At 69.8% G+C, this 25,327-nt stretch carries 24 protein-coding genes; 11 read left to right on the top strand and 13 right to left on the bottom strand.

The window, feature by feature from the left end; translation table 11 throughout:
- Positions 1-135 precede the first annotated feature (135 nt).
- Together ACWGH4_RS04495 and ACWGH4_RS04490 are read left to right on the top strand one after the other, a co-directional pair.
- The gene (locus ACWGH4_RS04495) at positions 136-1,089 is read left to right on the top strand and encodes a YihY/virulence factor BrkB family protein (RefSeq protein ID WP_453455489.1); all 954 of its coding nucleotides are present in this window, start codon (positions 136-138) and stop codon (positions 1,087-1,089) included.
- Between the two features lie 252 nt (positions 1,090-1,341).
- Positions 1,342-1,998: a TetR/AcrR family transcriptional regulator gene (locus tag ACWGH4_RS04490; protein WP_453455486.1), complete on the top strand. Its 657-nt coding sequence runs from the start codon at positions 1,342-1,344 to the stop codon at positions 1,996-1,998.
- Here ACWGH4_RS04490 and ACWGH4_RS04485 read toward each other — a convergent pair.
- The 4 genes from ACWGH4_RS04485 to ACWGH4_RS04470 form a co-directional block, all read right to left on the bottom strand.
- Positions 1,982-3,349, bottom strand: a complete 1,368-nt coding sequence (locus tag ACWGH4_RS04485) for a phenylacetate--CoA ligase family protein (protein ID WP_453455483.1) — start codon at positions 3,347-3,349, stop codon at positions 1,982-1,984. The two genes, ACWGH4_RS04490 and ACWGH4_RS04485, sit on opposite strands and share 17 nt — an antisense overlap.
- Complete coding sequence (locus tag ACWGH4_RS04480; protein WP_453455481.1) at positions 3,346-3,654, bottom strand: hypothetical protein; 309 nt, start codon at positions 3,652-3,654, stop codon at positions 3,346-3,348. Before ACWGH4_RS04480 ends, ACWGH4_RS04485 begins: the two co-directional genes overlap by 4 nt.
- A complete protein-coding gene (locus tag ACWGH4_RS04475) occupies positions 3,651-4,898 on the bottom strand; it encodes a choice-of-anchor Q domain-containing protein (RefSeq protein ID WP_453455478.1) in 1,248 nt (415 codons plus the stop codon). Before ACWGH4_RS04475 ends, ACWGH4_RS04480 begins: the two co-directional genes overlap by 4 nt.
- A gap of 501 nt (positions 4,899-5,399) precedes the next feature.
- A complete protein-coding gene (locus tag ACWGH4_RS04470) occupies positions 5,400-6,110 on the bottom strand; it encodes a TetR/AcrR family transcriptional regulator (RefSeq protein WP_453455475.1) in 711 nt (236 codons plus the stop codon).
- A gap of 134 nt (positions 6,111-6,244) precedes the next feature.
- Here ACWGH4_RS04470 and ACWGH4_RS04465 point away from each other — a divergent pair, with 134 nt between their 5' ends.
- Positions 6,245-6,976 carry a DUF4386 domain-containing protein gene (locus tag ACWGH4_RS04465; RefSeq protein WP_453455472.1) on the top strand — a complete coding sequence of 244 codons (732 nt, stop codon included), beginning with the start codon at positions 6,245-6,247 and terminating at the stop codon, positions 6,974-6,976.
- A 67-nt stretch (positions 6,977-7,043) separates the two neighbouring features.
- On the opposite strand, the gene ACWGH4_RS04460 is transcribed toward ACWGH4_RS04465, so the two are convergent.
- Complete coding sequence (locus ACWGH4_RS04460) at positions 7,044-8,699, bottom strand: alpha/beta hydrolase (RefSeq protein WP_453455469.1); 1,656 nt, start codon at positions 8,697-8,699, stop codon at positions 7,044-7,046.
- Positions 8,700-9,062: 363 nt separating this feature from the next.
- Here ACWGH4_RS04460 and ACWGH4_RS04455 point away from each other — a divergent pair, with 363 nt between their 5' ends.
- Together ACWGH4_RS04455 and ACWGH4_RS04450 are read left to right on the top strand one after the other, a co-directional pair.
- The gene (locus ACWGH4_RS04455) at positions 9,063-9,695 is read left to right on the top strand and encodes an SMI1/KNR4 family protein (protein ID WP_453455466.1); all 633 of its coding nucleotides are present in this window, start codon (positions 9,063-9,065) and stop codon (positions 9,693-9,695) included.
- 130 nt (positions 9,696-9,825) lie between these two features.
- Positions 9,826-10,266 carry a hypothetical protein gene (locus ACWGH4_RS04450; protein ID WP_441262544.1) on the top strand — a complete coding sequence of 147 codons (441 nt, stop codon included), beginning with the start codon at positions 9,826-9,828 and terminating at the stop codon, positions 10,264-10,266.
- Positions 10,267-10,864: 598 nt separating this feature from the next.
- Here the strand turns inward: ACWGH4_RS04450 and ACWGH4_RS04445 are convergent.
- Positions 10,865-11,773 (bottom strand): aldo/keto reductase, encoded by a 909-nt coding sequence (locus tag ACWGH4_RS04445; RefSeq protein ID WP_453455463.1) that lies wholly within the window; start codon positions 11,771-11,773, stop codon positions 10,865-10,867.
- A 67-nt stretch (positions 11,774-11,840) separates the two neighbouring features.
- On the opposite strand from ACWGH4_RS04445, the gene ACWGH4_RS04440 reads away from it, so the two are divergent.
- Entirely contained in the window at positions 11,841-12,839 is a 999-nt protein-coding gene (locus ACWGH4_RS04440) for an ArsR/SmtB family transcription factor (RefSeq protein WP_453455461.1), read from the top strand.
- A gap of 178 nt (positions 12,840-13,017) precedes the next feature.
- Here ACWGH4_RS04440 and ACWGH4_RS04435 read toward each other — a convergent pair whose 3' ends face one another.
- Entirely contained in the window at positions 13,018-13,650 is a 633-nt protein-coding gene (locus tag ACWGH4_RS04435) for a TetR/AcrR family transcriptional regulator (protein ID WP_453455459.1), read from the bottom strand.
- Positions 13,651-13,729: 79 nt separating this feature from the next.
- Between ACWGH4_RS04435 and ACWGH4_RS04430 the strand changes: the two genes are divergently transcribed.
- Positions 13,730-15,229 carry an FAD-dependent monooxygenase gene (locus ACWGH4_RS04430; protein ID WP_453455456.1) on the top strand — a complete coding sequence of 500 codons (1,500 nt, stop codon included), beginning with the start codon at positions 13,730-13,732 and terminating at the stop codon, positions 15,227-15,229.
- A 141-nt stretch (positions 15,230-15,370) separates the two neighbouring features.
- Here the strand turns inward: ACWGH4_RS04430 and ACWGH4_RS04425 are convergent, their stop codons facing one another.
- The 3 genes from ACWGH4_RS04425 to ACWGH4_RS04415 form a co-directional block, all read right to left on the bottom strand.
- Positions 15,371-15,670, bottom strand: a complete 300-nt coding sequence (locus ACWGH4_RS04425) for a DUF6422 family protein (RefSeq protein ID WP_453455514.1) — start codon at positions 15,668-15,670, stop codon at positions 15,371-15,373.
- A gap of 192 nt (positions 15,671-15,862) precedes the next feature.
- Positions 15,863-16,591, bottom strand: coding sequence for a spermidine synthase (locus ACWGH4_RS04420; protein WP_453455453.1), 729 nt, complete (start codon positions 16,589-16,591; stop codon positions 15,863-15,865).
- Positions 16,592-16,707: 116 nt separating this feature from the next.
- Positions 16,708-18,393 (bottom strand): RNase J family beta-CASP ribonuclease, encoded by a 1,686-nt coding sequence (locus ACWGH4_RS04415; RefSeq protein ID WP_441262537.1) that lies wholly within the window; start codon positions 18,391-18,393, stop codon positions 16,708-16,710.
- Between the two features lie 403 nt (positions 18,394-18,796).
- Between ACWGH4_RS04415 and ACWGH4_RS04410 the strand changes: the two genes are divergently transcribed.
- Both ACWGH4_RS04410 and ACWGH4_RS04405 read left to right on the top strand, forming a co-directional pair.
- Positions 18,797-18,994 (top strand): hypothetical protein, encoded by a 198-nt coding sequence (locus tag ACWGH4_RS04410; protein ID WP_453455449.1) that lies wholly within the window; start codon positions 18,797-18,799, stop codon positions 18,992-18,994.
- 49 nt (positions 18,995-19,043) lie between these two features.
- Positions 19,044-19,490 (top strand): SRPBCC family protein, encoded by a 447-nt coding sequence (locus ACWGH4_RS04405; RefSeq protein ID WP_453455446.1) that lies wholly within the window; start codon positions 19,044-19,046, stop codon positions 19,488-19,490.
- Between the two features lie 60 nt (positions 19,491-19,550).
- On the opposite strand, the gene ACWGH4_RS04400 is transcribed toward ACWGH4_RS04405, so the two are convergent.
- On the bottom strand, positions 19,551-20,981 hold the full coding sequence (locus tag ACWGH4_RS04400; RefSeq protein WP_453455443.1) for an amino acid permease: 1,431 nt from the start codon (positions 20,979-20,981) through the stop codon (positions 19,551-19,553).
- Positions 20,982-21,160: 179 nt separating this feature from the next.
- The gene (locus ACWGH4_RS04395) at positions 21,161-22,150 is read right to left on the bottom strand and encodes an aldo/keto reductase (protein WP_453455440.1); all 990 of its coding nucleotides are present in this window, start codon (positions 22,148-22,150) and stop codon (positions 21,161-21,163) included.
- Between the two features lie 409 nt (positions 22,151-22,559).
- Between ACWGH4_RS04395 and ACWGH4_RS04390 the strand changes: the two genes are divergently transcribed.
- Positions 22,560-23,390 carry a DUF427 domain-containing protein gene (locus tag ACWGH4_RS04390; RefSeq protein WP_453455437.1) on the top strand — a complete coding sequence of 277 codons (831 nt, stop codon included), beginning with the start codon at positions 22,560-22,562 and terminating at the stop codon, positions 23,388-23,390.
- Between the two features lie 120 nt (positions 23,391-23,510).
- On the opposite strand, the gene ACWGH4_RS04385 is transcribed toward ACWGH4_RS04390, so the two are convergent.
- Complete coding sequence (locus ACWGH4_RS04385) at positions 23,511-24,332, bottom strand: CAP domain-containing protein (RefSeq protein WP_453455435.1); 822 nt, start codon at positions 24,330-24,332, stop codon at positions 23,511-23,513.
- A 696-nt stretch (positions 24,333-25,028) separates the two neighbouring features.
- Between ACWGH4_RS04385 and ACWGH4_RS04380 the strand changes: the two genes are divergently transcribed.
- On the top strand, positions 25,029-25,327 hold a 299-nt coding region (locus ACWGH4_RS04380), incomplete at its 3' end, for a DnaJ family domain-containing protein (protein WP_453455432.1).

Below are 25,327 nucleotides of genomic sequence, written 5' to 3'. Positions count from 1 at the left end.
ACCGGGTCCCGGAGAGCGGACCGCTGCAACCGGGGCCCGGATCGGGCCCCTGATAAGCGGGCGTTTGCCGGGAAGTGTGATCCAAGAGGCCCGGACCTGGCCGGGAAGCAGCCGCAGAGCCGAGAGCGGAGACGAATGGGCAGTGCGAAGCGTGTCCCGCAGACACGGGACATGGCCGGCGAGGAACTCTCCGGGGACGAGGCGTGGGCGGCGTTGAGACAGTACGGCGGGCGCGATCTGCTCGTCGACGCCTTCGTCCGCTTCAGGTACGCCGACGGCTTCAGCCACTCTCGCGCGGTGGCCTTCCAAACGGCGCTCGCGGTGGTGCCGTTCACGATCGCCCTGGTCGGCCTGGCGGCGACCCTCCATACCGAGAGCGTCGGCCGCACCGTCGAACTCATGCTCACCCGGATCGCGCCCGGCGCGAGCTCCCGGCTGATCGAGGACGCCCTGGCCGCGGGGCGGCGAAGCGCCGGAGCGGACACCGGGGGCGCGGTGGCGATGTGGCTGGGGCTCGGGTTCGCCGTCGTCAGCCTGGTGTCGGCGATGGCGCAGGTGGAACGTGGCGCGAACCGTATCTACGGCGTGGAGCGGGACCGGCCCTTCACCGCCAAGTACGGCAGGAGCCTGTTCCTTTCGGTAGCGGCAGGGGCGCCCATGGCGTTCGGCTTCCTCGTGCTGGTCGCCGGTGACACGATCGCCCAGGCCGCGGTGGAGGCGTTCGGCGGCGGCACCGTGCCGGGGTGGTGGCACTGGCTGCAGATTCCGCTCGGGATCACCATGGCGTGGGTGGCATCGGCCGTGATCTTCCGCTGGTCGCCCCGCCGGGTCCAACCCGGCTACACCTGGCTCGCGTTCGGCTCCGCCGTCCACCTGGCCCTGTGGATCGCCGCGACGTGGCTGCTGGCCCTCTACGTCGAGCGCAGCGGCTCGTTCGGCGCCGTGTACGGGCCGCTCACGGCGTTCATGGCGCTGCTCCTGTGGGCGAACATCACCGGTGTCGCCCTGTTCCTCGGCCTGGCGTTCGCCGCGCAGCTCGAGGCGGCGCGCGCCGGCGACGCGCAGCCCGTCCACGACGAACCCGAATGATCCGGCAGGCGGCTCCTGCCCTTGAGCCGGAGCACGGCGTCGTGCCTCACGTCGTCGTCGAACGCGGTGGCATACCTGGTGACCGAAAGCCGACCTGCGCCGGCCGACATCGAGCCGCGCCCAAGACACCACGAACAGCGCAAGGGCTCATCCCCTACGCCTTTTTCACGGAGGTCCCGGGGACGACCGGCCCCGCCCCGGACTTCTCTTTCCCGGGGCGCCTGGGACCGGAGCTCCTCTAAAGTCGGCAGTATGACGCAGGCACCGGCCCAGCACCGCGGCACGCGGTCCCGTGACGCGATTCTCGACACGGCCGGCGACCTGATGTCGCAGCACGGCTACGCCGCCACGTCCATCTCGATGATCTCCGCCGCGTGCGGCCTGCCGGTCAGCTCCCTCTACTGGCACTTCGGCAGCAAGGAGGGGATCTACGTCGCGGTGCTGCAGCGCGCCAGGACCGCTCTGCTGGCGGCCCTGCCCCCCGTGGAGTTGCCGGGCACCGACGTCGCGCAGCGTCTCGACACCTTTCTCGACGAGGTCAAGGACGCGTTCCAGCGCCATCCGCACGGGCTGAGGCTGCTCCTCGGGCTGGGCATGGTGCAGCAGGATGCCAGTGCGGCGGCCGTGGCCGAGGTGCACCACTACCGCGACGCGCTGCTGTCCTGGACCACGGACTCTGTGAGCGCCGTCTTCGGCCTGAGTGACCGTCCGGAGGTGGCGGACAGTCTGGCGCGCTTCACACTCAGGGTGGCGAGCGGAACCGCCGTTGCACGCTGGTTCGAACCGGCCGCCGCGCTGGAGACCGGTCCGCTGCGCGTTGCGTTGCTGGCACTGGCGGCGCACCACGGCGTCCCACCTCACGGCGCGCCGCCCGAGGACCCGTCGCGGGGCGTCACGGGCAGGGAATGACCACCCGGTACTTACCTCCTGTCGATTGCTCAGGCGGTTCATGGGCGCGCTCGATCCTCACCCGGTCCGTCCCGTGGTCGGTGAGCAGGGCGGCCAGCCCCGTCCGCACCGCGTTCCACAATCGGTCCTGATCCGCTCCTGCGGCCGGCCGGATACGCACCCGCAGGGTCGTGGGCGTCGTCTGCACGATCTGGAACCGGTCGATGTCCGGAAGGCCCTCCAGGAGAGTCTCGAAGGCCATGGGCACGATGCGGGCGGTTCCGCCGTCCCGGCGCGGGAAGGACAGCAGGTCGGCGGCGCGACCGCGGACCCTCATCGCGGGCAGCGGGTCTCCACACGGACACGGGTCCGGACGCCACAGGACACTGTCGCCCAGGTCGTAGCGCAGGATCGGCTGCGCCCACCGGCCCAGGCTGGTCAGCAGCACGGTGAAGGACTCCTGGCCCGGCGGCACTGGACGGTAGTCGGCGTCGACAGGTTCCAGGATCAGCCAGTCGCTGTGGGTGTGCAGCCACCCGAGCGGGCAGCCGTATCCCAGGGCGAGGCTCTCGTTGCAGGCGTAGGTGTTGACGACATGCGCCCCGAAGGCGGAGCCGACGCGCCGAAGTTCACGGTCGCTGAGGCCCTCGGCCACCAGGGACACGACGGCCGGGGCGATGCGCAGGCGGCCGGCCAGTTGTTCGCCGGCGAGCAGCGCGATCACGCCGGCGTAGCCGCCGAGGAGCGCAGGGCGGTACCGGTTGAGCTGGTCCACCAGGTCGGGCAGCGGGCTGTGCACCGACAGGACCCGGCTCCCCCGAGCGTGCAGGCGGCCGGACGCACGCGAGCGGGCGATGACGGCGTTTGCGGCCAGATGGCCGTTGGTGGCGACGACGTGCGCCGTCCGCATCCGGTGGGCCAGCATCCGCGCGGTCCGGGAAGGGGTGAGGGTGCGCCGGGCGGCCCGTAGCGACAGGGCTCTGACCACCGCCGCCGCCTGGTCGTCGAGCAGGAAGACACCGCGGTGCCCGGTGGTTCCGGAGGTGGTGGAGACCAGGTACTTACCGAGGAAGGGCTCGCCGACCCGGGTGGGGTCGGCGATGAAATTCCGTACGCCCTCGAGGGTCACCTCCGGGTCGGTGACCCAGTCGTCGAAGCGCGCCATCAAGTCCTCCTTGCGTGTCACCGGCAGCAGGGCCGGGTGTTCCACGCGTTCCGGCAGCGTCCGGTACAGCTCGTGGTAGTACGGGGAGCGGGCACGGGCGAAGTCGACCATGGCGGCCAGGCGCTCCCGCTGTCGGTCCGCCAGGGCGGCCGGGCCCCGCCGGACAGCGCGGCGCCCGTCCCGGACCAAAGTGAACGTGGATCTCATCGCAGGGCTCCTCGGCAGGCGGAGGACTGCTGCCGGAAGGCGCAGTGATGGCCCGTCACGAAAACCGTGTTGAGGGTGACAGGGTCGGGCGCCAGCTGGATGCGGTCCCTGTCGGGGGCCCGTCCGCCGTCGCGGCCGACCGGGCCGCGCGCCCAGCCGTCGGACGTGTGCACGACCAGGGGGTCGTGGCCGGTGAGTGACGGCAGCAGGGGCGCGGCGGCAGTGAGGGCGGGGACCCGGGTGTGGCGCAGGCCGGTGGATCCCGTCGAATCGTTCTTGGTACCGGTGCTGGTGGCCATGGTCATGGCGTGTGCTCATAGGCGCCGATGTCGCAGGCGCCGCCTTGGGGGCGGGCGACACCGCGCTGGTCGGTGGCCGGGCAGTCGGCGGCCGCGTTCAGGGCGGGACTGCCCGGCAGCAGCGCAGTAGTGTCCGTGGGGCCGCCGTTGTCGGCGAGCGGTCCGAGCAGCGGGGTACGGCTTGGCAGATCACCCTCGGCGGTGAGCCGGCAACTGCCGTCGCTGTCGATGTTGTGACCTCGCGACGCGATGGTCGCGAAGGCCTTCTCGCAGTCGGCTGCCGTGCCGTTGACGGTGTTGTTCGCGACGAGGGAGTTGCGCAGGGTCAGACGTCCCAGGTGCAGATCGATGATGTCGGGGATCGGCCGGGGCAGGCTGTCGAGGTAGGCGGGGGCGATGTTGATCCCACCACCGCCGTCGCTGGAACGGTTGCCGGTGATGGTCGAGTTGAGTATCTCCACCGGTCCCAGGCCGCGGATGTCGATGCCGCCGCCGTAACCGCCGAGGCTGCCGGGGCGGTCACCGGGGTCCGTCACCCGGTTGTCGGCGATCGTCGAGTTGGTCACGGTGCCGCTGTCGTCGAACCTGATGCCGCCGGCCTCTCCCGCGCTGTTCCCGCTGACGATGCTGTCGATCAGGTCCAGGTGGGAGTCGGGGATGTTGAAGATGCCGCCGCCGTAGCCGGCGGAGTTCCCGATCACGGCGACTCGACGCAGTGTCATGTGCTGTTCGTTGGCGACGGCGCCGCCACCGGTATCGGTGAAGGGCAGTTCCCGCTGCTTGGCCGATCCCCCGGTGAGAGTCAGATCGGACAGCCGGGTGTCGGCCCGCATGCGGAAGACACGGTCCAGTCGGTTTGCGTCGATGACGGTGCTCCGTGCGCCGGAGCCCTGGATCGTGGTGGGCGCATTGACGTTGAGGTCGCCCGTGGTCGGGTCGGGATGGTCGCCGATGATCAGCCGGGGGTCGGGCGGGATGGTCAGCCGGTAGCGGCCGGGAGGCAGCGTGATGGTGCTGCCCGGCCGGGCGTTGGCGGCCATCACCGCGGCACGCAGGGTGCACGCGCCCGACGCGGCGCGGCACCGGCCGTCCGACGGGTCGGCGTCGACCGCATCGGACGTGGTGTCCACGGTGAACGCCGCCGGCCCGTCGGCCGGGGGCGCGGCGGTGCTGGAGGCGGGAGCGACGAGGTTCGCCGCCATGGCGAGGACGACGGCTGCCAGTGCCGCCGGAGCGCTTGGGTTCCTCATCCGGTGAACTCCTCTCGGCAAGGAATCTGGACGTGCGAGGGCGCTGTGCGGGGACTTCTCGCTGGTGCCGGGAATTGCGGCTCGTGCCAGGAAAGCGGCCGGCGCGAGGGCCGGCGGGATTGCACCGGAGCGGCGAGGCGGCCGAGGCCAGGGAACGCCGGACGCGAACGCCCCGCTCTGTAGCGAGCGTTCCATTCAGGCGTCCTCATGTCTACACGCCCGCCGGACACAAAACCGGACGGCGAGAGACCGGCAGAGCGCCTCATCACGTCGGATCGCCACGCCCGCCGGAGCGCCTTACGACGGTGCCGCCGCCGGCCGAACCCGCCCGTGCCGGCCGATCACCCGTCGTCACATCCGGCTGCGCGCACCCTGACCGGCGAACGGTCCGTCGGCTCCGACCGAGTCGTCACCGTCCGGCTGCCGACGACATCCCCCTACGGCCGCATCTCCCCCGGCCGTCCTTTCGTGGCCCCGACACCACCACCAACCCACCGCGCGTCATTGGCCCTTGCCCCGCAAGCTGCCCACAGAAGACCATCCCTGTTCCCGCAGGCGCTCGAACCCGTCCAGGAGAAGATCCAGCGCGAACTCGAACTCGAACTGGTCGTCACACCCCTGACCCACCACGGATCCCTCGTCGTGAGCCACCGCGCCGGCCAGCTCCATCACGTACGGGAACTCGCCCCCGCCCTCGTGGGGCACGGCCGACCTCGATTGCGGATCGGGCCCGGGCGAAGCGTCGAACAGCTCCTGCGTGATTCCCATCATCCGGCTGCCCAGAGCGTGCATCACATGGTGTGTCAGATCGAGTGAGAAGCCACCGGTCCGGAACATGCCGATCACAGAATCCATGTATGCGAGCACGACCGGCGTCGGGCTGCTTCGCGACTGAATCACCTGAGCCGCCCACGGGTGTCCGAGGAAAGCACCTCGCGCCGAAAGGATCCTCTGGCGCACCGCGCCCTTCCAGTCGGCCCCCGTGGCCGGCGGGTCGATCTCGCTCATGACGACATCGACCATGCCGTCCAGGAGCTGCTCCTTGTTCGCGACGTGCTTGTAGAGGGCCATGGGCACGACGCCCAACTCCTGCGCGAGCTTGCGCATGCTCAGGGCTTCGATCCCGATGTCATCGGCGAGCGCGACAGCCGCCCGCAGCACCCGGTCCCTGGACAGAGGGGTGCGACGCACCGCCTTCGCCTGCTGAGCCATGTTCGCGACCCGTCCCCTCAACAATCCGCCGCATCCGCACACCGTATCCGCACACCGCTTGACGAGTGTACGGCGTACACCTACCGTGAGCCTTCGGTGTACGCCGTACACCTTTCTTTGGGGGGTGGGTCCTGGTGGTACCAGCCAGAAAGACCGCAGTCGTCGCAGGTGCGTTGTTCCTTCTCACGGAGGTCGCCGCGATCGCCGGGCTCGCGCTGTACGGCCCCGTCCTGCGGGACGCGGACTACATCGTCGGTTCTGGCGCCGACACACGGGTGCTCCTCGGCGCACTGTCCGAGATCGTCCTCGCGGCGGCCGTCGTCGGCACGGGAGTCACGCTGTTTCCGGTCCTCAAGAAGCAGAACGAGGGGGCGGCGCTGGGCTATGTGTGCGCCCGCCTCCTCGAAGCCGCCGTCATCATCGTCGGCATCATCAGCGTTCTGTCGGTCGTGAACCTGCGGAGGGCCGGCGAGGGAGCGGCGGACAGCGACACCACCTCGCTCGTCACAGCCGGCAGGACCCTGATGGCCGTCCACGACTGGACGTTCCTCTTGGGACCCAACGTCATTCTGGGAGCGAACTCGCTGATCCTGGCCTGGTTGATGTACCGCGCCAGGCTCGTCCCGCGCTTCATCGCCGTATTGGGGCTCGTAGGAGGCGCATTGATCTGCACGTCGGCGACCGCAGTGATGTTCGGGCTGTACGAGCAGATCTCCGTGGCGGGGTCCGTCGCCGCGATCCCCGTGTTCGCATGGGAAGTGAGTCTTGCCGTCCGGCTCATCGCCAAGGGGTTCGAACCGGCTGCCCACCTCGACAGGCACAGCGAGGGCAGGAGCCGCGTCACTCCGCACCCCGCCGCTGGGTGACGGGCCGTCACGAGGTGGGGTGGAGGCTCTGACTCCACCCCACCTCGCCACTTCTCTCGCAGGACGGCTAACCGACGGACTCGTCGCCTCGGCCGGCCAGGCCATCAGCCGAAGCCGCCATCGCCCCGCCGCCGGTGGCAACGCCGCCGCTCGGCTTCAGTGCGGCAAAGGGCGGCGTGTCCGGTCGACACACGGTTCCGGCCGGAGGGAGCGTGCCGTCGACGAAATAGCGGCTCGCGTGCTCGTTGACGCAACTGCTGGGGTTGAGCAGTGCGGTGTGCCCGTACCCGTCATGGGTGAGCAGGCGGGCGTTGGCCAGCTCCCTGGCCATGGCCTGCGCGCCCCGGTAGGGAGTGGCGGGATCGTACTTGGTGCCCACCACGAGGAGAGGGTGCGCCGTCGGCTTGTTCCACGGGCCGCTGTAGCGGTTGGCCGCAACGGCCGGCCAGGTGGCACACGGCTCGGCGGCCCAGGTCCAGAAGCGTCCGGCGTCGCCCGCGCGGACGGCGGCGGCCTCCTCCAGGGCGTGGTAGACGCCGGGGTCACGCGGATTGGGACTGTCGGAGCAGAGCACCGCAGCGCCCTGTTCCTCTCCGGTGTACGGATTCGGGACCGGTGGCGCGGGCAGGGGTGAAGGCGGCCCGGGGACTCGGCTCTGCCACAGGTCCTGCAGCCTGCCGGCGAGCTCCGTCCATCCGGGGTGGACGATGTCGAGGCCGCTCACCACGTCAGCGACCGTCCTCCCGTAGGTCCACTCGCCCACCGGACGCTCCCGGAGGCGCCGCAGCAGTTCCTCCCACTTGTTCTTGGTCGCTTGCGGGCTGCCGGCGGAGAAGGCGCAGCGGGTGGTGGTGCTGGAGCCGCACAGGGCGAGGAACTGGTCCAGGATCCCGGCTGCGCCGAGGTCCGCGCCCATGCGCAGGAATGTAGTGAGCCGGACTTCCTCGTCGGAGGCGTGGTTCGTCCAGGCCTGCGGGTCGATGTTGCTGTCGAGGACCATGGCGCGGACCTTGCCGGGGAAGAGGTTGGCGTAGGTGGCGCCCAGGATCGTGCCGTAGGAGATCCCGAGGTAGGTGAGTTGCGGGTCGCCCACTGCTTGGCGGAGCTGGTCGAGGTCGCGAGCGGTGTCGGCGGTCGATACGTGACGCAGGAGCTCAGGGTCCCGCTGCTGACAGCGCCGGGCCAGATCCTTGTACGCGGTGATCCAGGCCGTCCGCTGCTGTTCGCCCACCGGAAGGCCGACCGGTCTGCCCGCACTCCACGCTTCGGCTTCCTCGGGACTGGCGAAGCAGTTGACCGCGGTGCTGTTGCCGACTCCGCGTGGGTCCCAGCTGACCACGTCGAACCGCTCCCGGACCTCGCGCGGGAAGCGCTCGTAGTTCTGTGGCATCTGCACCGTTCCTGGTCCGCCAGGTCCGCCGGGATTGTAGAAGAGAGTGCCCATGCGCCGTCCGGGGCCGGTTGCCTTGTGTTTCACGACCGCCAGCTCGATGGTGCGCCCGCGCGGGTTGCGGTGGTCCAGCGGCATCTCGGCGGTCGCGCAGTCGAAGCGACGGTCCTCGGCGCACGGTCTCCAGTCCAGCTTCGGGGCGGGCACCGACGGTGTCGGCGTACCGCCGGCCACGGCGAGGTCCGGTCCGATCAGCACCGTCGAGGAGGTGACCACCGCGGCGATGAGCGCGGCACCACGCCGACGTCCGCCTGCGGGCCCAGATATGTTCATCCTTTGTCCCTTCACGGCTGAGCGCCCGATGTCCGCCATGCGACGAACGTCGGGACGCATTCGCGTCCACAACACCGTGAACCGGCAACGCGCGCGAGCCGACCGCAACCGAATGATGTGGCGAGGCGACCATCGCCGCTGCCATGGCCGGGGCATGGCGCCGCGCCGTATCCGGGTGTGAGGCCGGTGCGCCGCGTCAACCCGGCGAGCCGTACCGGGCCGACGATGGGGAGGGACACCCCAACGGGCGCCACCTGCCGCCGCCGACCGGGCACGTACGAAAGCCGACCGGGCGGCATGCGGCCGAGCCGCCTCGTGATGTGTGCGGCCGTGCTCCGCACGACGATGGGGCAGGATGGCGCCATGGCACAGCCGATCCCGCCCCCGTCGGAGTCCTGGCGCCGGATCGACGCCTGGCTGGCGACGCACGTTGCCTCTGATTTCGCGCTCCTCGACCCGCCGGCGACACTGCGCGAGATTCGGCAGGCGGAGCGGATCCTCGGCACCCCGCTGCCCGGTGATCTCGCCGAGTCTCTGCAGTGCCACAACGGCGTGAGCAGCTGGGCGACCGTCCTGCCGGAGCAGTCTCCGCTCTCAGTGAGCGGCATTGTGGAGCGTTGGCAGACCTGCATGGACGTCGCGATGGAGAACGACGGCCTGACTCCTCGCCCCTGGGAGGACGAGCCTTGGTGGCACCCGCTCTGGATCCCCTGGGCCGAGAGTGCCGACGGCGCGGCGCAGGTGATCGACCAGCGTCCCGGCCCTGACGCGGGACGCCTCGGCTGGGCAGGACACAGCGGTGGCGGCGACTTCTCCGATGCGTGGCCTGATCTGGCAGGCCTCCTCCACGCGGTCGCGCAAGCACTGCACCAAGGCGGAGACGTCCGCGGGCTGCGCCCCTACCTCACCATGCAAGGTGGGATGTGGTGGGACGAGAACGATTGTGAGGAGCTCAACGGTCATCCACTGAGGGCAGCCCCCATCGGACTACCCTGACCGCCCGCCGTCGCGGAGCCCCGGCCGAGCCCCGGCCGGGGCCGCTCGCACCCCCGGATCGGGTCGCCGGCTCATCGAGGGACGCGGGGCTGGACTGGACGGACGGGTCTGTGGGCACCAGGGTGTGGTGATGAACGACGATGCAGACGAGACGCCGCAGGAGCGGATGGCGAAGGTCGAGCTCTACATGGAGTCGGTCAAGGCCCGGATGGCTCCGGAGGACTTCGAGACGCTGCATCAGGCGGTGAACGAGATGAGCCGTCTGATCTCCGAAGGACACGAAGGCGTCCTGGAGGCCGGCGACCGCGAGAACTTCGCAGGCGAGGTCCAGCGCGAGTTCCTGGCCGTGATGGCGATCGCGACCACCGGGCGGATGGACCACCATGTCATCGACATGCCCGGCCCGGACGGCAGTCCCGGCTACGCGGTCGTCACCCCGGAAGTCGCCAACGACCCTGCGGCACTCGCAGAAATCCGCCAGCAGATACACCAGTGGACCACCGAGCAGCAAGCGATCAACAGCGAGCTGGACGGCATCGCCCGTGCCAGCGGCATCGACCCTGACGAGTGATCCCCGCGGCCTTCATGAGGACACCCTGTACGGGATGTACCACCGCTGACCTCGTGGACACGGCGTCGCCCCTGTTCCGGACACCGTCTCCGAAGGTGAATCGCCAGGACCTCCATCTCGACAAGCGTGCCGATGAGACCGGTCCCGGCGAGTTCCGCGGCCTGCGCCCGCGCCTCACCCAGGGAGAGTTCCCGCGCACTGCGCAGGGCCTGCAGCACGGGAACAAGGCTCGGCACGTCTCCAGGCAGGCGAAGCCGCGCGGGCCCATGTGCTTGCAGCAGAGCTTGTCGAATGTTCTCGGGCGTGACGGGGCCACTGTCTTGCCCGCACCATCCGTGCAGGCAGTCCCCGCAGCGTCCTTCGGTGCCCCAGCGGAGTCTGCCACGATCGCGTCGCCGGGCCAGTCGGCTGCAGATCGCTGGCATAGGTCGGTGGTCATGACCTGTTCGACCAAGGCCATGAACGGCGCGATGCCGGTGGTGGCCTCGCAGCGGCCGAAGACTCTCGCCCGGTGGACGTCGTAGGCGGCCAAGTAGGCCACGGCACCGCCGCGGCCGTACTCGTGGTTGACGTCGCCATGAGCACGATGGGGTCTTGCTCATGCCGTCTCGTGGTGGAGGGGGTCCAGGGCGGTGAGTTCTTCCTCCGACAGGCGCAAGGAGCCGACGGCGACGTTCTGGGCGAGGTGGGCGAGGTCGCCGGTGCCGGGGATGGCCAGGACGTGGGAGCCCTGGTGGAGTGTCCACGCCAGCCGGATCTGGGCCGTGCTCACGCCGTGGGCGTGGGCGATGGCGTGCACCTCCGGGCTGTGGTCGGTGGCCGCGCCCCCATCGCGTCCGGTGCCGGCGATCGAGTAGAACGGCACGAACGCGATGCGTTGTTCAGCGCAGATGCCCAGGAACTCCTTCTGCTCGTGTGATGCGCCGATGCCGTACATGTTCTGGACGCAGACCACCGGCGCAATGCTCTGAGCCTCGGCGAGGTGGTGGGGACGGACGTTGGACAGGCCCAGGTGACGGATGAGTCCGGCCTCACGCAGCTCGGCGAGAGCGCCGAAGCGTTCGGCGATGGAGTCGGTGCCGACGATGCGCAGGTTCACCACGTCGAGATGGTCGCGGCCGAGCTGGCGCAGGTTCTCCTCGACCTGGCCGCGCAGCTGCCGGGGGGTGGCGTGCGGCAGCCACTGGCCCGAGGGGTCGCGGCCCGGCCCGACCTTGGTGGTGATGACGAGGTCGTCCGGGTAGGGGGCCAGCGCCTGGTTGATCAGCTCGTTGGCGGAGCGCAGTGGGGAGAAGTAGAACGCGGCGGTGTCGATGTGGTTCACACCCAGGTCAAGCGCGCGGCGCAGCACGCTGATCGCCTGGTCGCGGTCGCGTGGGACGGCATTGACCGCGAACGCCTCGCCGTGCTGCGTCAGGCGCATCGCGCCGAAACCGATCCGGTTGACGGTCAGGTCGCCGAGCTTCCAGGTGCCCGATGCCGCCGCGGTGATCGTCTGTGTGGTCATGGCGGGATGATCTCCGCACGATACGCTGGCCCGCCATTGATTCATATATGCCTGAATCTATTGAGGAGTGGTTGTCCTGGCAGAGCTGGCCTTCTCGACGAGCGATCTGGCGCAGGTGCGGTTCGCCGTCTCACCGATGTGGGAGGTCGCACCCAGCTTCCGACTGCTGAGATCCGGCACTACGCATCCGGTCCACCGACCCTGGGCCGACCAGGTACGCCCGCGTATGGTGGCCGCCGGGCTGGACCGGGGCTGGCTCCGCGAGCTGATCCCACCCACCGGCGGCTACGTCCCCGACTTCCTCAACCCGGCCCCCGCCGCACCGGCCCCCACCGCGGCGGCAGAGCGGGACGCGATCCGGGCCTCGCCCGCCGACCGGGTACGCCAGGACCTCGACCACCTGGCCCGCCACCAGGGGAACCTCGGCCCCCGGCTGCGAGCCCTGCACAACGACCCACAGGGCCTCCTGGCAAAGGTCGCAGAAGAGATCGAAGCGTACTGGGAGCTGGTACTCGCCCCCTACTGGGCACGAATCCGGGCAGTCCTGGACGCAGACATCCTCTACCGGGCCCGCCTGGCCGCCGAGCACGGCGCCGGCCACCTCCTCAACGACCTGCACACGTCCGTGCGCTGGGACGGCAACGCGCTACGGATGGCCCGCCGAAAGCAGCCGCTGACCCGCACGACAGCAGGAACAGGACTGCTGCTGATCCCCTCGGTCTTCACCGGACCGGGACTGCGCACCCGAACGACGCTGCCGGATCCACCGCAACTCGCCTATCCGGCGCGCGGTATCGGCACACTATGGAAGCCGCACTCCGCACCCCGGGCCGACACCCTCTCCGCCGTACTGGGCCGCTCGCGGACCCTGCTGCTGACCGAGTTGGAGATGCCGGCCTCCACCACACAACTGGCCCACCGCACCGGACTCTCCCCCGCAGGGGTGTCCCAATACCTCACCGCGCTACGCAACGCGGGCCTGGTCAGCGCCCACCGCGCCGGCCGCTCCGTTCTCTACGCCCGCACCGCCGCAGCCGAAGCCCTTCTCCAAGCGGCCTCCGCCTGACCTCACGTCACCCCCGAAGGATACGGAGCCGACCACTTGGTCCAGGTAGAGGGCAGCCAGACGCTGCCCGGATCTTCGACTGCCTCCGGTTCGCAGTGCGCACCGGCGGTGGCCGTTCCGCCGGCTGCGGCACGTGGCGATGCCGACGCCGGGCGGCTGGAGGCTTCGCGGCCGCCGGTCAGGGCAGGAGCCTCAATCCGTTCTCCAGGAGCGCGAAGGCGTGTTCCGCGTCGGTCACCGCACCCGGGTAGCGCTCGTCGGCCGGCTCCCCGTGCGCCAGGCGCTCGGCGTTGTCCTGTGCCAGCGCCCAGTGGACCGCGACGATCTGGACGGCGGCCAACCGTGCCGTGAGTTCCGGAATGTCGGCGGTTTCCCGCAGCGCCTGGGTGAGTGCGCGTTCGGCGCCGGTCTTGAACCGTTCCATCCGGGCCACCAGCGAGGGCGCGTCGAGGATCATCCGGTGGACCCTCCGCACCTGGGGGTGGTCGTTGAGCCCGGTGATGGGGTCCCGCTCCCGCAGCCCGTCGAGGAAGTGCTCGCGCACCGCGGTGAGCGGGGCGGTTCCGGGCGGGCGGGCCCGCACGACGCGGGCGATCTCGGTCTCGTGGTCGGCGAGGCGATGCACCACGAGGTCTTCCTTCGTGGGGAAGTAGGCGAAGAGGGTGCGCTTGGACACCTCGGCCGCTTCGGCCACTTGGGCCACGGAGACCTGATTGAAGCCGTGTTCGAGGAAAAGCGTGATCGCCGCGTCGGAGATCGCCGCGTGGGTCCGCTGCTTCTTTCGTTCCCGTAGCCCTGGCTTGCCGTCCACGACGACATCGTAACAAAGAGTTACCGAAGGCATTTCTGCACCTGGTATACATTTACCCCAGGGTTAGAAAATGGACGGAGTGAAGGTGTTGACCGAGATCGAGACCGAGGTCGTCGTCGCGGGCGCCGGCCCGACCGGGCTGATGCTGGCCTACGAATTGGCTCTCGCCGGGGTCGAGACCCTGGTGCTGGAGCAGCTGCATCAGCGCGTCGAACAAGTGAAGGGCGGTGGGATCCAGCCCCGTACCGCCGAGCTGCTGGAGTCGCGCGGGCTGCTGGCCCCGTTGCTGCCGCGGGCCTTGCCCGGTGAGCCGGCGGGCGGGCACTTCGCGGCCCTGCCCGTGCCGCTGGACTGCACACCCTGGCGGACCAGGCACCCCTTCCCGATCGCGATCCCTCAGTGGGAGATCGAGGAAGTGCTCGAAGAGCGCGCGATCGCCGCCGGCGCGCGGGTTCTGCGCGGCACCGCCGTCTCAGGGGTCGACTCGGACGACGACGGCGTGGTCGTGACGGCGGGCGGGCTGCGGGTGCGGGCTCGCTACCTGGCGGCGTGCGACGGTGGCCACAGTACGGTGCGGAAACTGCTCGGCCTGCCGTTTCCCGGCAGGCCCGGCACGCATCAGGCGGTCCTGGCAGACATCCGCCTGTCCGCCGTTTCGTCGCTCGTGCCGCAGCAGATGGGGCACATGAGCAACCTGACCCGTCATGCGGGTGGTTACTGGGCCATGCTGGTCCCTCTCGGCGACGACCGGTACCGGATCACCTTCGGGCGCGCGGATCGGAAGGACACCACCCGCGACGTCCCCGTCACCCCCGAGGAGATCACCACCGCGCTGCAGGCGGTGTACGGCCCTGAGACCACCCTCGGTGCCGTGGAGAACGCCTCCCGGTTCACCGACGCCACTCGACAAGTGGAGCAGTACCGCACGGGCCGTGTCCTGTTCGGGGGCGACGCCGCACACATCCACCCGCCGCTGGGCGGCCAGGGGCTCAATCTCGGCATACAGGACGCGTTCAACCTCGGCTGGAAGCTGGCCGCGGTCGTCCAGGACAGGGCGCCGAGCGGCTTGCTGGACAGCTACCACGCCGAACGGCATCCGGTCGGGGCTCAGGTCCTGCGTCACACGTCGGCCCAGCGGGTCCTGGCAGATCCGAACCCGAGCGAGGACGTGGCCGCCCTGCGTGACATCTTCATCGACCTGCTGAGGCTGCCCGACACGAACCGCCGTCTGGCAGGGCTGGTGTCGGGCCTCTCGCTGCGCTACGAGATGTCCGGGGAGCATCCGCTCATCGGCCAACGCGTGCCGGACGCCGACCTGGTGACCGAAACCGGACCCACGCGGCTGTCGGCGCTGTTCGGCCCGGGCCACGCCGTCCTGCTCGACCTGGCCGGAACCGTCCCGGACGACCTCCGGCTCCCGCCACGGATCGACCTCGTACGTGCCACATGCGCCGATGACCTGGGCGCTGCTGCCCTGCTCGTCCGTCCCGACGGCTACATCTGCTGGGCCGCGGACTCCGCCACCCCCGGCGACACCCTGCTCGCCGCGATCGCCGGTGGCCTCGCGAGGGTGCACTGAGCCGGTGGACGGCACGTGGTCCGCCGCGGCGCCCGCTGCAGGCCGGGAGTCCTTCGTCCCTCGATCAGGGGATCACTGTCCGGAACGTCAACGGGGGGCCCGCGGACCGGCGTCGCGATGCGGGACGTCGACCGGGCGTCGTCAGATCGCCTCGTGGGCCTCCCGCGGGTGCCCGCAGATGCTGATGATCGCTCCTGCGCCGAGGTCCGGCCCCGTGAAGTCCTGGTACTGGCTGAAGCAGAAGTCGGAGTCGCCACGGAATCCCGGGCATCCGCAGGTTCGGATCGGAGGGCCGGGCGACTCCACCCCGAGGCAGAATTCCAAGGACCCATGTGACACGGGAGCCGGGTCGATTCCGGACCGGGCGAGCATGTCGGCAGCCGTACCTCGCGCCTGACTGATCAGCCGCGCCGCCTCTCTGAGCGCTCTCGCACATGCCAGCGCTCGAGTACGTCACGCCGTCGCCCACCTACCAGCTTCAGCTCGGCGCGACGAACGCGCATTCGCAGCCGCGCCACGCATGGACCGGACCGGGCCCACGATGGGCCCGGGAGGTCGTTCCACTGGGTGAGTCGTCGCACCGCGGCGCCGAGCGCCCGCCTCGACGGACCTCGGGTCGCCTGCTCCCGCCGTCTACGGCCCGGCAGCTCCCTTCCGTGCGACGTAGACCGTGTTGGCGGCAGTGCCGTGCTGCAGCGGATTGTCGAACGGGACGACATGGGCTTCGGACTCGGCGAACGTGTCCGCCAGCACGGCGCAAAAGCGCTCGTCGGGCGGATCGTTGGACCACAGGGCGAAGGCGCCGCCGGGCAGCAGACGGCCGGCCAGGGCGCGCATTCCGTCGGGCCCGTAGAGCGCCTCGTGGCGGGGGTGCAGGACCTGACGGGGCGAATGGTCGATGTCGAGCAGGACGGCGTGGAAACGGCGGTCCGGGTCTTCCGGGTCGAAGCCACCTCCCCCGACGACGCCGGCGAAGAAGTCACCGTGGACCAGCCGGCAGCGAGGATCCTCCACCAGGCCGCGCCCCAGTGGTACGAGGCCGCGCTCGTGCCAGCCGATCACTTCGGCGAGCGCGTCCACCACGATCAGCGAGCGCACCCGGGCGTCGTCGAGGGCGGCCCGTGCGGTGTGTCCCAGGCCGAGACCGCCGACGGCCACGTCCAGTCCGGTCTCGGGAAGAGCCGCCAGGCCGAGGCGGGCCAGCGCGATCTCGCCCGCTGTGAACAGGCTGGACATGAGGTATTCGTCGCCGAGCTTCACCTCGTACACGTCCTCACCCGACCGCGGATCCCGCCGGCGCCGCAGAGAGATGTCGCCCATCGGCGTCGGCTTCCAGTCGAGCTCGGCGAAACGCGCGCTCATCCCTGCTCCCCTTCTTCGTTGCCGGCGGCCGGGCCGGGCGGTTCATATCGGCCCCGCAGCAGGGAACCGGCCAGGTTGCGGGCGGTTCGCCGCCCGTAACCCGCGCTCGGCGCCGGTCAGGCGTCGATGATCACTGGGATGATGAGGGGCTTGCGGCGGTAGGTGCGGAAGGCCCAATTGGCGACCGCGCGGGCGATGAGCTGTTCGAGCTGGTGGGCGTCGCCGACGCCTTCCTCCGCCGCCTTGGCGAGGGTCTTCTCGATCACCGGGACGACGGGCTCGAATGTGGTGTCGTCGTGGACGAACCCGCGGGCCAGGAAGTCCGGTGCCTCCGCGAGCGCCCCGGTGTCGGCGTCCACGATCGCGACCACCGTCACCACGCCCTCCTCCGCGAGGGTGAGGCGGTCCTTGAGCGATGCTTCCGTGGCGCCGCCGACCGTCATACCGTCCACGTAGACGTTGCCCGCGGGCACCTTGCCGGTGATCGAGGCGCGCCCGTCGACCAGGTCGACGACGACACCGTCCTCGGCGATCACCACGCGGTCCGGGTCCACGCCGGTACGGATCGCCAGGTCGGCGTTGGCCCGCAGATGCTTCCATTCGCCGTGCACGGGCATGACGTTGCGGGGCTTGACGATGTTGTAGCAGTACACGAGTTCACCGGCGCTGGCGTGCCCGGAGACATGCACCTTGGCGTTGCCCTTGTGGACGACGTTCGCTCCCCACCTGGTCAGCCCGTTGATGACCCGGTAGATGGCGGTCTCGTTGCCGGGGATCAGAGAGCTGGCGAGCAGCACGGTGTCGCCCTTGCCGATCCGGATCACGTGGTCGCGGTTGGCCATCCGGGACAGCGCCGCCATCGGCTCGCCCTGCGATCCGGTGCACACCAGGGTGATCTGATGGTCCGGCAGCTGTTCCAGGTCCTTCATGCCCACGATGAGGCCGGAGGGGACCTTCAGATAGCCCAGGTCACGGGCGATGCCCATGTTGCGGACCATCGACCGGCCCACGAAGGCGACCTTGCGCCCGTGCTGGTGCGCGGCGTCGAGCACCTGCTGGATGCGGTGCACATGGCTGGCGAAGCTGGAGACGATCACGCGCCGCGGTGCGGTGCGCAGGACCTGCTCGATGGCCGGGTTCAACTCGCGTTCGGACGTGGTGAAGCCGGGCACCTCGGCGTTCGTGGAGTCGGTGAGGAACAGGTCCACACCCTCCTCACCGAGCCGGGCGAAGGCGCGCAGGTCGGTGATGCGGTCGTCCAGGGGGAACTGGTCCATCTTGAAGTCACCGGTGTGCAGCACCATGCCGGCACTGGTGCGGATCGCCACGGCGAGCGAGTCCGGGATGGAGTGGTTGACGGCGACGAACTCGCAGTCGAAGGGACCGAACCCGCGCCTGTCGCCCTCGCGGACGCGCACCGTGCGCGGCCTGATGCCGTGTTCCTTCAGCTTGGCCTCCAGGAAGGCCAGGGTCAGCTTCGAACCGACGACGGGAATGTCGGACCGCTCGCGCAAGAGATAGGGCACGCCCCCGATGTGGTCCTCGTGCCCATGCGTGAGGACGATGCCCACGATGTCGTCCAGGCGGTCGCGGATGGAGGTGAAGTCCGGAAGGATCACGTCCACCCCGGGCTGTGTCTCCTCGGGGAACAGGACGCCGCAGTCGACGATCAGCAGCTTTCCGGCGTGCTCGAACACCGTCATGTTGCGGCCGATCTCGCCCAGTCCGCCCAGCGCGACGACCCTCAGTCCTCCTGCCGGCAGCGGAGGAGCGGCTTTCAATTCGGGATGGGGATGACTCATACCCTGACGTTACCGAGAGTCCGCGGGAACTGATCCACTGGGTGGATCCCAGGGAGGCGCGGTCCACCGCAACAGACGGCGGACGCTCTCGTCGACCGTCAACGGCCCCGTGCCGGGGCCCCTCGGCGCCGAAGCCGCCGGCATCCGCGGCCGGGACCGCGTCCGTGGGGCGGGTCGCCTGCTGACGGGGCGCCGACCAGCGGTGGGACCTGCTGGCCGGGACGGCGACATCCCCCGTGAGGGTGACGCCGAAGCAGCCGCTGAGGTGATGTTGCCTCGTACCAGGCGCCCCAGAGCTCATCGATCTCCCGGTTCACCGGTTCGGATCGTTTGAATGGCCACCTCGACCGGCGTGGGTTTCTCTTGAGTCGGACCGTAAGAAAGTTCGACCGGGAGGTGGCCGATGTACAACATGTGCGCCGAGCACGTGGCGACGGAGACCGGCAGTGGCCTCGTGTGGCATGCCCTTGACGGCAACGGCAACACCCTGTGCACGCGGATCTTCATCGCGGCACCGGCATCGGACGGTGCCGGCGACCGTGAGGACTACTGCCGCAGCTGTATGAACGCCGTGGCCGACGCGGACTCCTGGGAGCCATGAGCGGCGGCACCTCCGTGACTCCTCCATTCACCAGAAGGGGCGTGTCGTCATGGCCCGGAACCGTCGTCTGATCCTGAGCTCCCCCTCCGAGGTCTGGAGTCTGCTTTCCGACGGACATCGCTACGGGGAGTGGGTGACGGGAACCCAGCAGGTTCTTGCCGCGGACCCGGACTGGCCGGAAGTGGGCGCCCGTCTGCAAGTCCGGGTCGGGGTCGGCTCCTTGACCCTCGACGACACCTGCGTCGTCCGCATCTGCGAACCGCGCCGGCGGCTGGAACTGGAGGCGAAGGCAGATCCCTTCGGCGCGGCCCGCATCGCCATGAACTTGATCCCCTGGGGCGAGCACACCCTCGTCATTCTCGACTGGCACCCTCTCCGCGGCCCCGGCACCCGGATGCACGGACTCCCCGTGGACTACGTCGTCGCGATCCGCAACGGCATGATGCTGACGAAGCTCGCCAGGATCGCGGTCCGCGAGCACGGCAGAAGCGTGTGAAGCGCCTGCTCCAGTGAGGGATCACCAGGGGCGGAGCGCCCGTGCCCGGTCGCCCGCGTGTCACGGCCGCTTCTGCCCTGTCCCGCTCTCCCGCGCCAGGTTCGAGTTCCGGTACGAGTAGCCGAAGTAGATCACCAGGCCGATCGCGAGCCACACCGCGAACCGGAGCCAGGTCTGCCACGCGAGGAACGTGATCAGCCAGAGCGAGAACGCGACACCGATCGCCGGGACGAACGGCATCCCGGGGCAGCGGAACTTCCGCGGCAGGTCCGGCTGCCGGTAGCGCAGCACGATCACCGCGATGCACACCACGACGAACGCCAGCAGAATGCCGATGTTCGTCAGCTCCGCTGCCTCGCCGATCGGCAGGAATCCGGCGATGAGCGCCGAGCCCACCCCGACGATCCACGTCACCCGCACCGGCACGTGCCGCGTCGGATGCGTCTTCGCGAACCAGTGCGGCAGCAGCCCGTCGCGGCTCATCGAGAACCACACCCGTGTCACACCCAGCATGAACGTGAACATCACGGTGAGGATGCCGATGATCGCGCCCACCGCGATGAGGTTCGCGAGACCGGGCAGGCCCACCGACTCGAAGGCCGAGGAGAAGCCGCTCTCCGGGTCGATCTCCGAGTAGTTCTGCATGCCCGTCAGCACCAGACAGGCCAGCACGTACAGCACCATCGAGATCGCCAGCGAGTAGATGATCGCCTTCGGCATGTGGCGCTGTGCGTCCTTGGACTCCTCTGCCGCCGTCGACATGGCGTCGTACCCGAACACCGCGAAGAAGACGGTCGCCGCACCCGTGAACGCCCCGCCGACGCCGTACGGGAAGAACGGGTTGTAGTTGGCGGTGTCGATGTGGAAGAAGCCGACCACGATCACCAGCAGGACGACCAGGACCTTCAACACGACGACGACCGTCTCGAACCGGGCCGCGTTCTTGATCCCGAGGGTGAGCAGGTACGCGGTGAACAGGCACAGGACCACGGCGAACAGATCCACCTGGTGCCCCTCCCCCGTGCCCGGCGCGCCCAGCATCCACGCGGGCAGGTCCACCCCCAGCGCCCCCAGGAGGAAGCCGAAGTAGCCCGAGATGCCGATGGCGACGACGGCCACGATCGCCGTGTACTCCAGCAGCAGGTCCCAGCCGATGAACCAGCCCGCCAGCTCGCCGAGCACGGCATAGCCGTAGGTGTAGGCCGAACCCGCCTTCGGGATCAGGCCCGCGAACTCGGCGTACGAGAAGGCCGCGGCCGCGCTCGCCACGCCCGCGATCAGGAACGAGACGAGCACCGCGGGCCCCGCGGTGCCGTTCGCGACGGCGCCGGCCAGGGCGAAGATGCCGGCACCGATGATGCCGCCGACACCGATGGCCGTCAGCTGTCCGAGGCCCAGCGTTCTGGAGAGCTGTTCGCTCGGAACGCCTTCTTCGATCTGTTCAATGGGCTTACGGCGCAATACGCCCTGGCCCGTCCGGAGCCCTGCCATGGGTTCACCTCTTCGCAGACTGCTGTCGTCCGATGGCGGCTCATGATGGCCCAGGCCGGCCGGTGGCGGGAGACGACATGCGGTGTCGCTGAGGTGACGTTTCCGGGGAGACTGCCGGACACCGGTTTCACGGACCGGCGCCCGGCCAGTGCTGCGCGGACATTTCCGGGCATCGGCCCCTAGAGGTCCACCGCCGCCATCCCGGCCTCGTCGTAGCGCTCGCCGGCCGGCTCGGGGAGCTCGGCGGCGATGCGCGCGAGGTCGTCCTCGGTCAGCTCGACGTCCAGCGAGGCGGCGTTCTGCTCGAGGTAGGCACGGCGCTTGGTGCCCGGGATCGGGACCAGGTCGTCACCCTGTGCCAGCACCCAGGCGATCGCGAGCTGCGCCGCTGTGACCCCCTTCTCCTCGGCGATCTCCTTGACCTTCTCGGCGAGCGTGAGGTTCGTCTTGAGGTTGTCGCCGGTGAAGCGCGGGCCGCTGCGCCTGAAGTCTCCCGCGTCGAGCTCGTCGGGAGAGGAGAACCGGCCCGCGAGGAAACCGCGCCCCAGCGGTGAGTAGGGGACGAACCCGATGCCGAGCTCACGGCACGTGGGCAGCACCTCGGCCTCCGGGTCGCGGGTCCACAGCGAGTACTCGGTCTGGACGGCCGTGATCGGGTGGACGGCGTTGGCGCGGCGGATCGTCTCCGCCCCCGCCTCACTCAATCCGATGTGGCGCACCTTGCCCTCCGCGACGAGCTCCGCCAGGGCGCCGACGGTCTCCTCGATCGGCACGCGGGGGTCGACACGGTGCTGGTAGTACAGGTCGATGTAGTCCGTGCCGAGCCGCTCGAGCGATCCGTGGATCGAACTGCGTACGTGTTCCGCGGAACCGTCCTGCCGCCCCACCGTGCTCATGTCGCCCGGGACGGCGTCGTCCATCCGGTAGTTGAACTTCGTCGCGATCACGTACTCGTCCCGATGTCCCCTGACCGCGCGTCCCACCAGTGTCTCGTTGGTGAGCGGTCCGTACATCTGCGCGGTGTCGAGGAAGGTGACACCGATCTCGAGGGCGCGCTGGATGGTCCTGACGCCTTCGTCCTCGTCCGTGGAACCGTAGAAAGCGGACATCCCCATGCAGCCGAGACCGAGGGCGGACACCTCAAGGTCCCGAAGCTTGCGCTGCTTCATGTTCGTCGAAGCCTTTCGTTGCGGTCTTGGTCTTCCGTTCGGTGGGCGCGGCGTCCGTGGCTCGTCGCGCGCTTGTGCGGCGCGTCAGCGTCTATCCGGAGCCCTGGCCGGTGCTCGGCGCGAAGGCACGGGAGGCCCGGGGCGCCCGTGCACCTTCCCGGTGCGGCCGTGCCAACAACGCTAGGTCTTGGTGTGCACTCCAAGTCAAGAACCGCCCTCCGCCCTGCCGCCGAAGGCGCGCCGGGTCGGGCCGGCTCGGTCGGCCGGGCTCAGGGCGGCTCGGGTCGGAGAGGACGTTTGCGGGTGACCGTGATCCGGAGCAGCGTGGACAGGGACGACGGCGCGGGACCGAGGCGCCGGTTGCCGATCGCCCCCGGCGGGCCGCGCCGGAGCGAGGAGGGAGAGAGCGATGACCACACCCCACCGGGACGCGCCGTCCGTGCCGGTCGCACGACGTCGGCCCGAGACGATCGACAGCGTGATCTGGGAGCCGAGTGAACGCTGGGTGCGTGCCACGAAGGGGGACGTCACGATCGTGGACAGCCGCCGGCCGGTTCTTGTGTGGGAGCCCGGCCGTCCCGTACCGCTGTACGCCTTTCCGGCCGGTGACGTGCGCATGGATCTGCTGCGGGAGACCGCACGGCCGGCCAACCCCCGGCGTCATGCGGGCGCGACGCTCTTCTACGATCTCGTGCTCGCCGACGGGACCGTCCCGGCGGCGGCCTGGACCTATCCCGGCGAGGAACTGGCGGGTCACGTCAGTTTCGAATGGTTCGGCCGGGACGTGCTCGACCACTGGTACGAAGAGGACGAGGAGATCTTCGTACACCCTCGTGATCCCCATAAGCGGGTGGACGCCCTGCCCAGCAGCCGGCACGTCCAGGTGAAGATCGAAGGCACAGTCGTGGCGGACACGCGCACGCCCGTCCTGCTGTTCGAGACGCACCTGCCGGTCCGCTACTACTTCCCACGCGAGGACGTCCGCCTCGACCTGTTCACCCCGACCGGTTCGCTGACCCGCTGCCCGTACAAGGGGGTGGCCACGGACTACTGGTCGTGGGCGGGCAGCGGCGACGTACGGCCCGACATCGCGTGGAGCTACCCCGATCCCCTGCCGGCCGTGGCGATCATCAAGGACCGGGTGGCCTTCTACAACGAGTCCGTCGACATCGTCCTGGACGGCGAGCGCCTGGAACGCCCTGTCTCGTTCTTCAGCACGCCGCCCCACGGGGCGTCCTGACACAGGCGGGGGACACCGTGCCGGGCAGCGCGGTATTCGCCGGCGCGGACGCGCGGCGAGGCCCCGCCGCTCGAGCACGGCAGGGCCTCGCGCCGACGCGCCGGCTTTTCGCGGTGGCGCCTATCGGGCCGTGGCGAAGTTTTGCGTCCAGTAGCTGTCGGGCTGTGCGAGGCCGACGCCGATCTCCTTGAACCCGCAGTCGAGGATGTTGCGCTTGTGACCGGGGCTGGCCATCCAGGCCGCCATGACGCTCTCCGGAGTCGCGTAACCGTAGGCGACGTTCTCGCCGTACGTGCTCCAGCTGTATCCGGCGCGCGTGATCCGGGCGCCCGCGTCGGACCCGTCGGAGCCCGTGTGGGACATGTTCCGGTGGGCTGCCATGTCCTCGCTGTGATCCTGCGCGGCCTTGCTCAGCTTCGCGTTCAATGTCACCGGGGAGCATCCGGCCTTGCTGCGCTCACTGTTGACGAGCGCCACGACGCGGGCCACGTCGCCGGACGCAGGCGCCGCCGTGGACGGCGCGGTCGACGGGGTGGTCGACGGCGCGGTCGGCTCGGGTGCCGCCGGCTTGGTCACGGAGGGCTTGGGTGCCACCGGCTTGGGTGCCACCGGCTTGGGCGCCGCCGGCTTCGACGCGGTCGGCTTCGGCGCCACCGGTTTCGGCGCGGCCGGCTTCCGTGTGGTCGGCGTCGTGGTGGGGCTCGGCGACCCGTGCCCGGCCGGCTTGCGGTCCCACTTGCCCCCGTCCCACTGGCGACCCGACTCGTCGCCGTCCCACCGCTGGCCGTGATGCGCACTCTGCCATCTGTCGTGGGACCGGCTGTCCTGGCTCCCCTGTGTGTCCATACAGGCCATGGCGGCGGAGGGCACGCCCACGGCTGCCACGGCGACAGCGGCGATGGTTATTTTCCGGTAGTGCGTCGTTCTGCGGTGCTTGCTCATGTGTGACCTCAATTGTCATCGCGGAGCGCCACCGAGATCCGTTGGCCCGGGCCCGTCTGTGTGCGACCTGCGGCGGCGCCGTTTGCGGGGCAGCCATTGTTAGGACGGCCGCGCACGGAGGGCAACGAGCGCAACTACTACCGCGGGTCGTAGACCCGGTCCGCCCTTGCCATGGACGCAAGGGCGTGCTGGCCCCGCACACGGAACCTCCCGGACCTTTTGACGCCCCGCCAAATCCCTTTCGACAGCGGGAAGGCGGGCACATGCGCCAGGAGGATCGAAGGCCATCGAACGCCGCGCGGGGGTATGTCCCTACCGAAACGGACAAATAACCCTATGTCACCAAGCGTGCCTTCTACTATCCCCCCTCCTGATGCCCGGAACCCGCTGTGGCGGATGTCACGGAACCATTGCTTCCGCTTCGCGTTCGGCCCACGACGACAAGGCGGGCCCGCCGCGCGGCGTCGCGCCGCCGCCCCCACCGCCAGGGGTTCCGAGTGCGCTGCGGGTCCTGGCGACAACAGGTCCGCCGCCTCCGCGGGCCCAAAGATCGCCCGTGACGGTGAGTGGCCATACCGGCGGGGGCGAACACGGCCAAAGGCCGGCGGGCGGGCTCGTAGCCGCGTCCTGGACAGGCCGATTCGGGTGTCCGCAGACCGGCCCGGTGGGGCAGGACGGCGACGTACGCTGGAGCGCATGACCGAGCGCAAACCGCCAGGCGTCAGCTTCGAGTCCTGGGTCGACAAACAGATCCGCGAAGCCGCGGAGCGCGGCGAGTTCCGTGATCTGCCCGGTTTCGGCAGGCCTCTTCCCGCCACCGGTGACGCGTACGACGAGATGTGGTGGATCAAGGGGAAGATGCACCGCGAGGGGCTCGGTTTCCTGCCTCCGACGCTCGCGCTGCGCAAAGAGGCGGAAGAGGCCCTGGAGAAAATCGCGCGGGCACCGTCGGAGTCCACGGTGCGGCGCATCGTGGAGGACATCAACGAGAAGAT

This window comes from Streptomyces sp. NPDC054847, assembly GCF_053610925.1.
The sequence above is the reverse complement of the archived record's forward strand: the minus strand, read 5'-3'. Positions and strand labels throughout refer to the sequence as shown.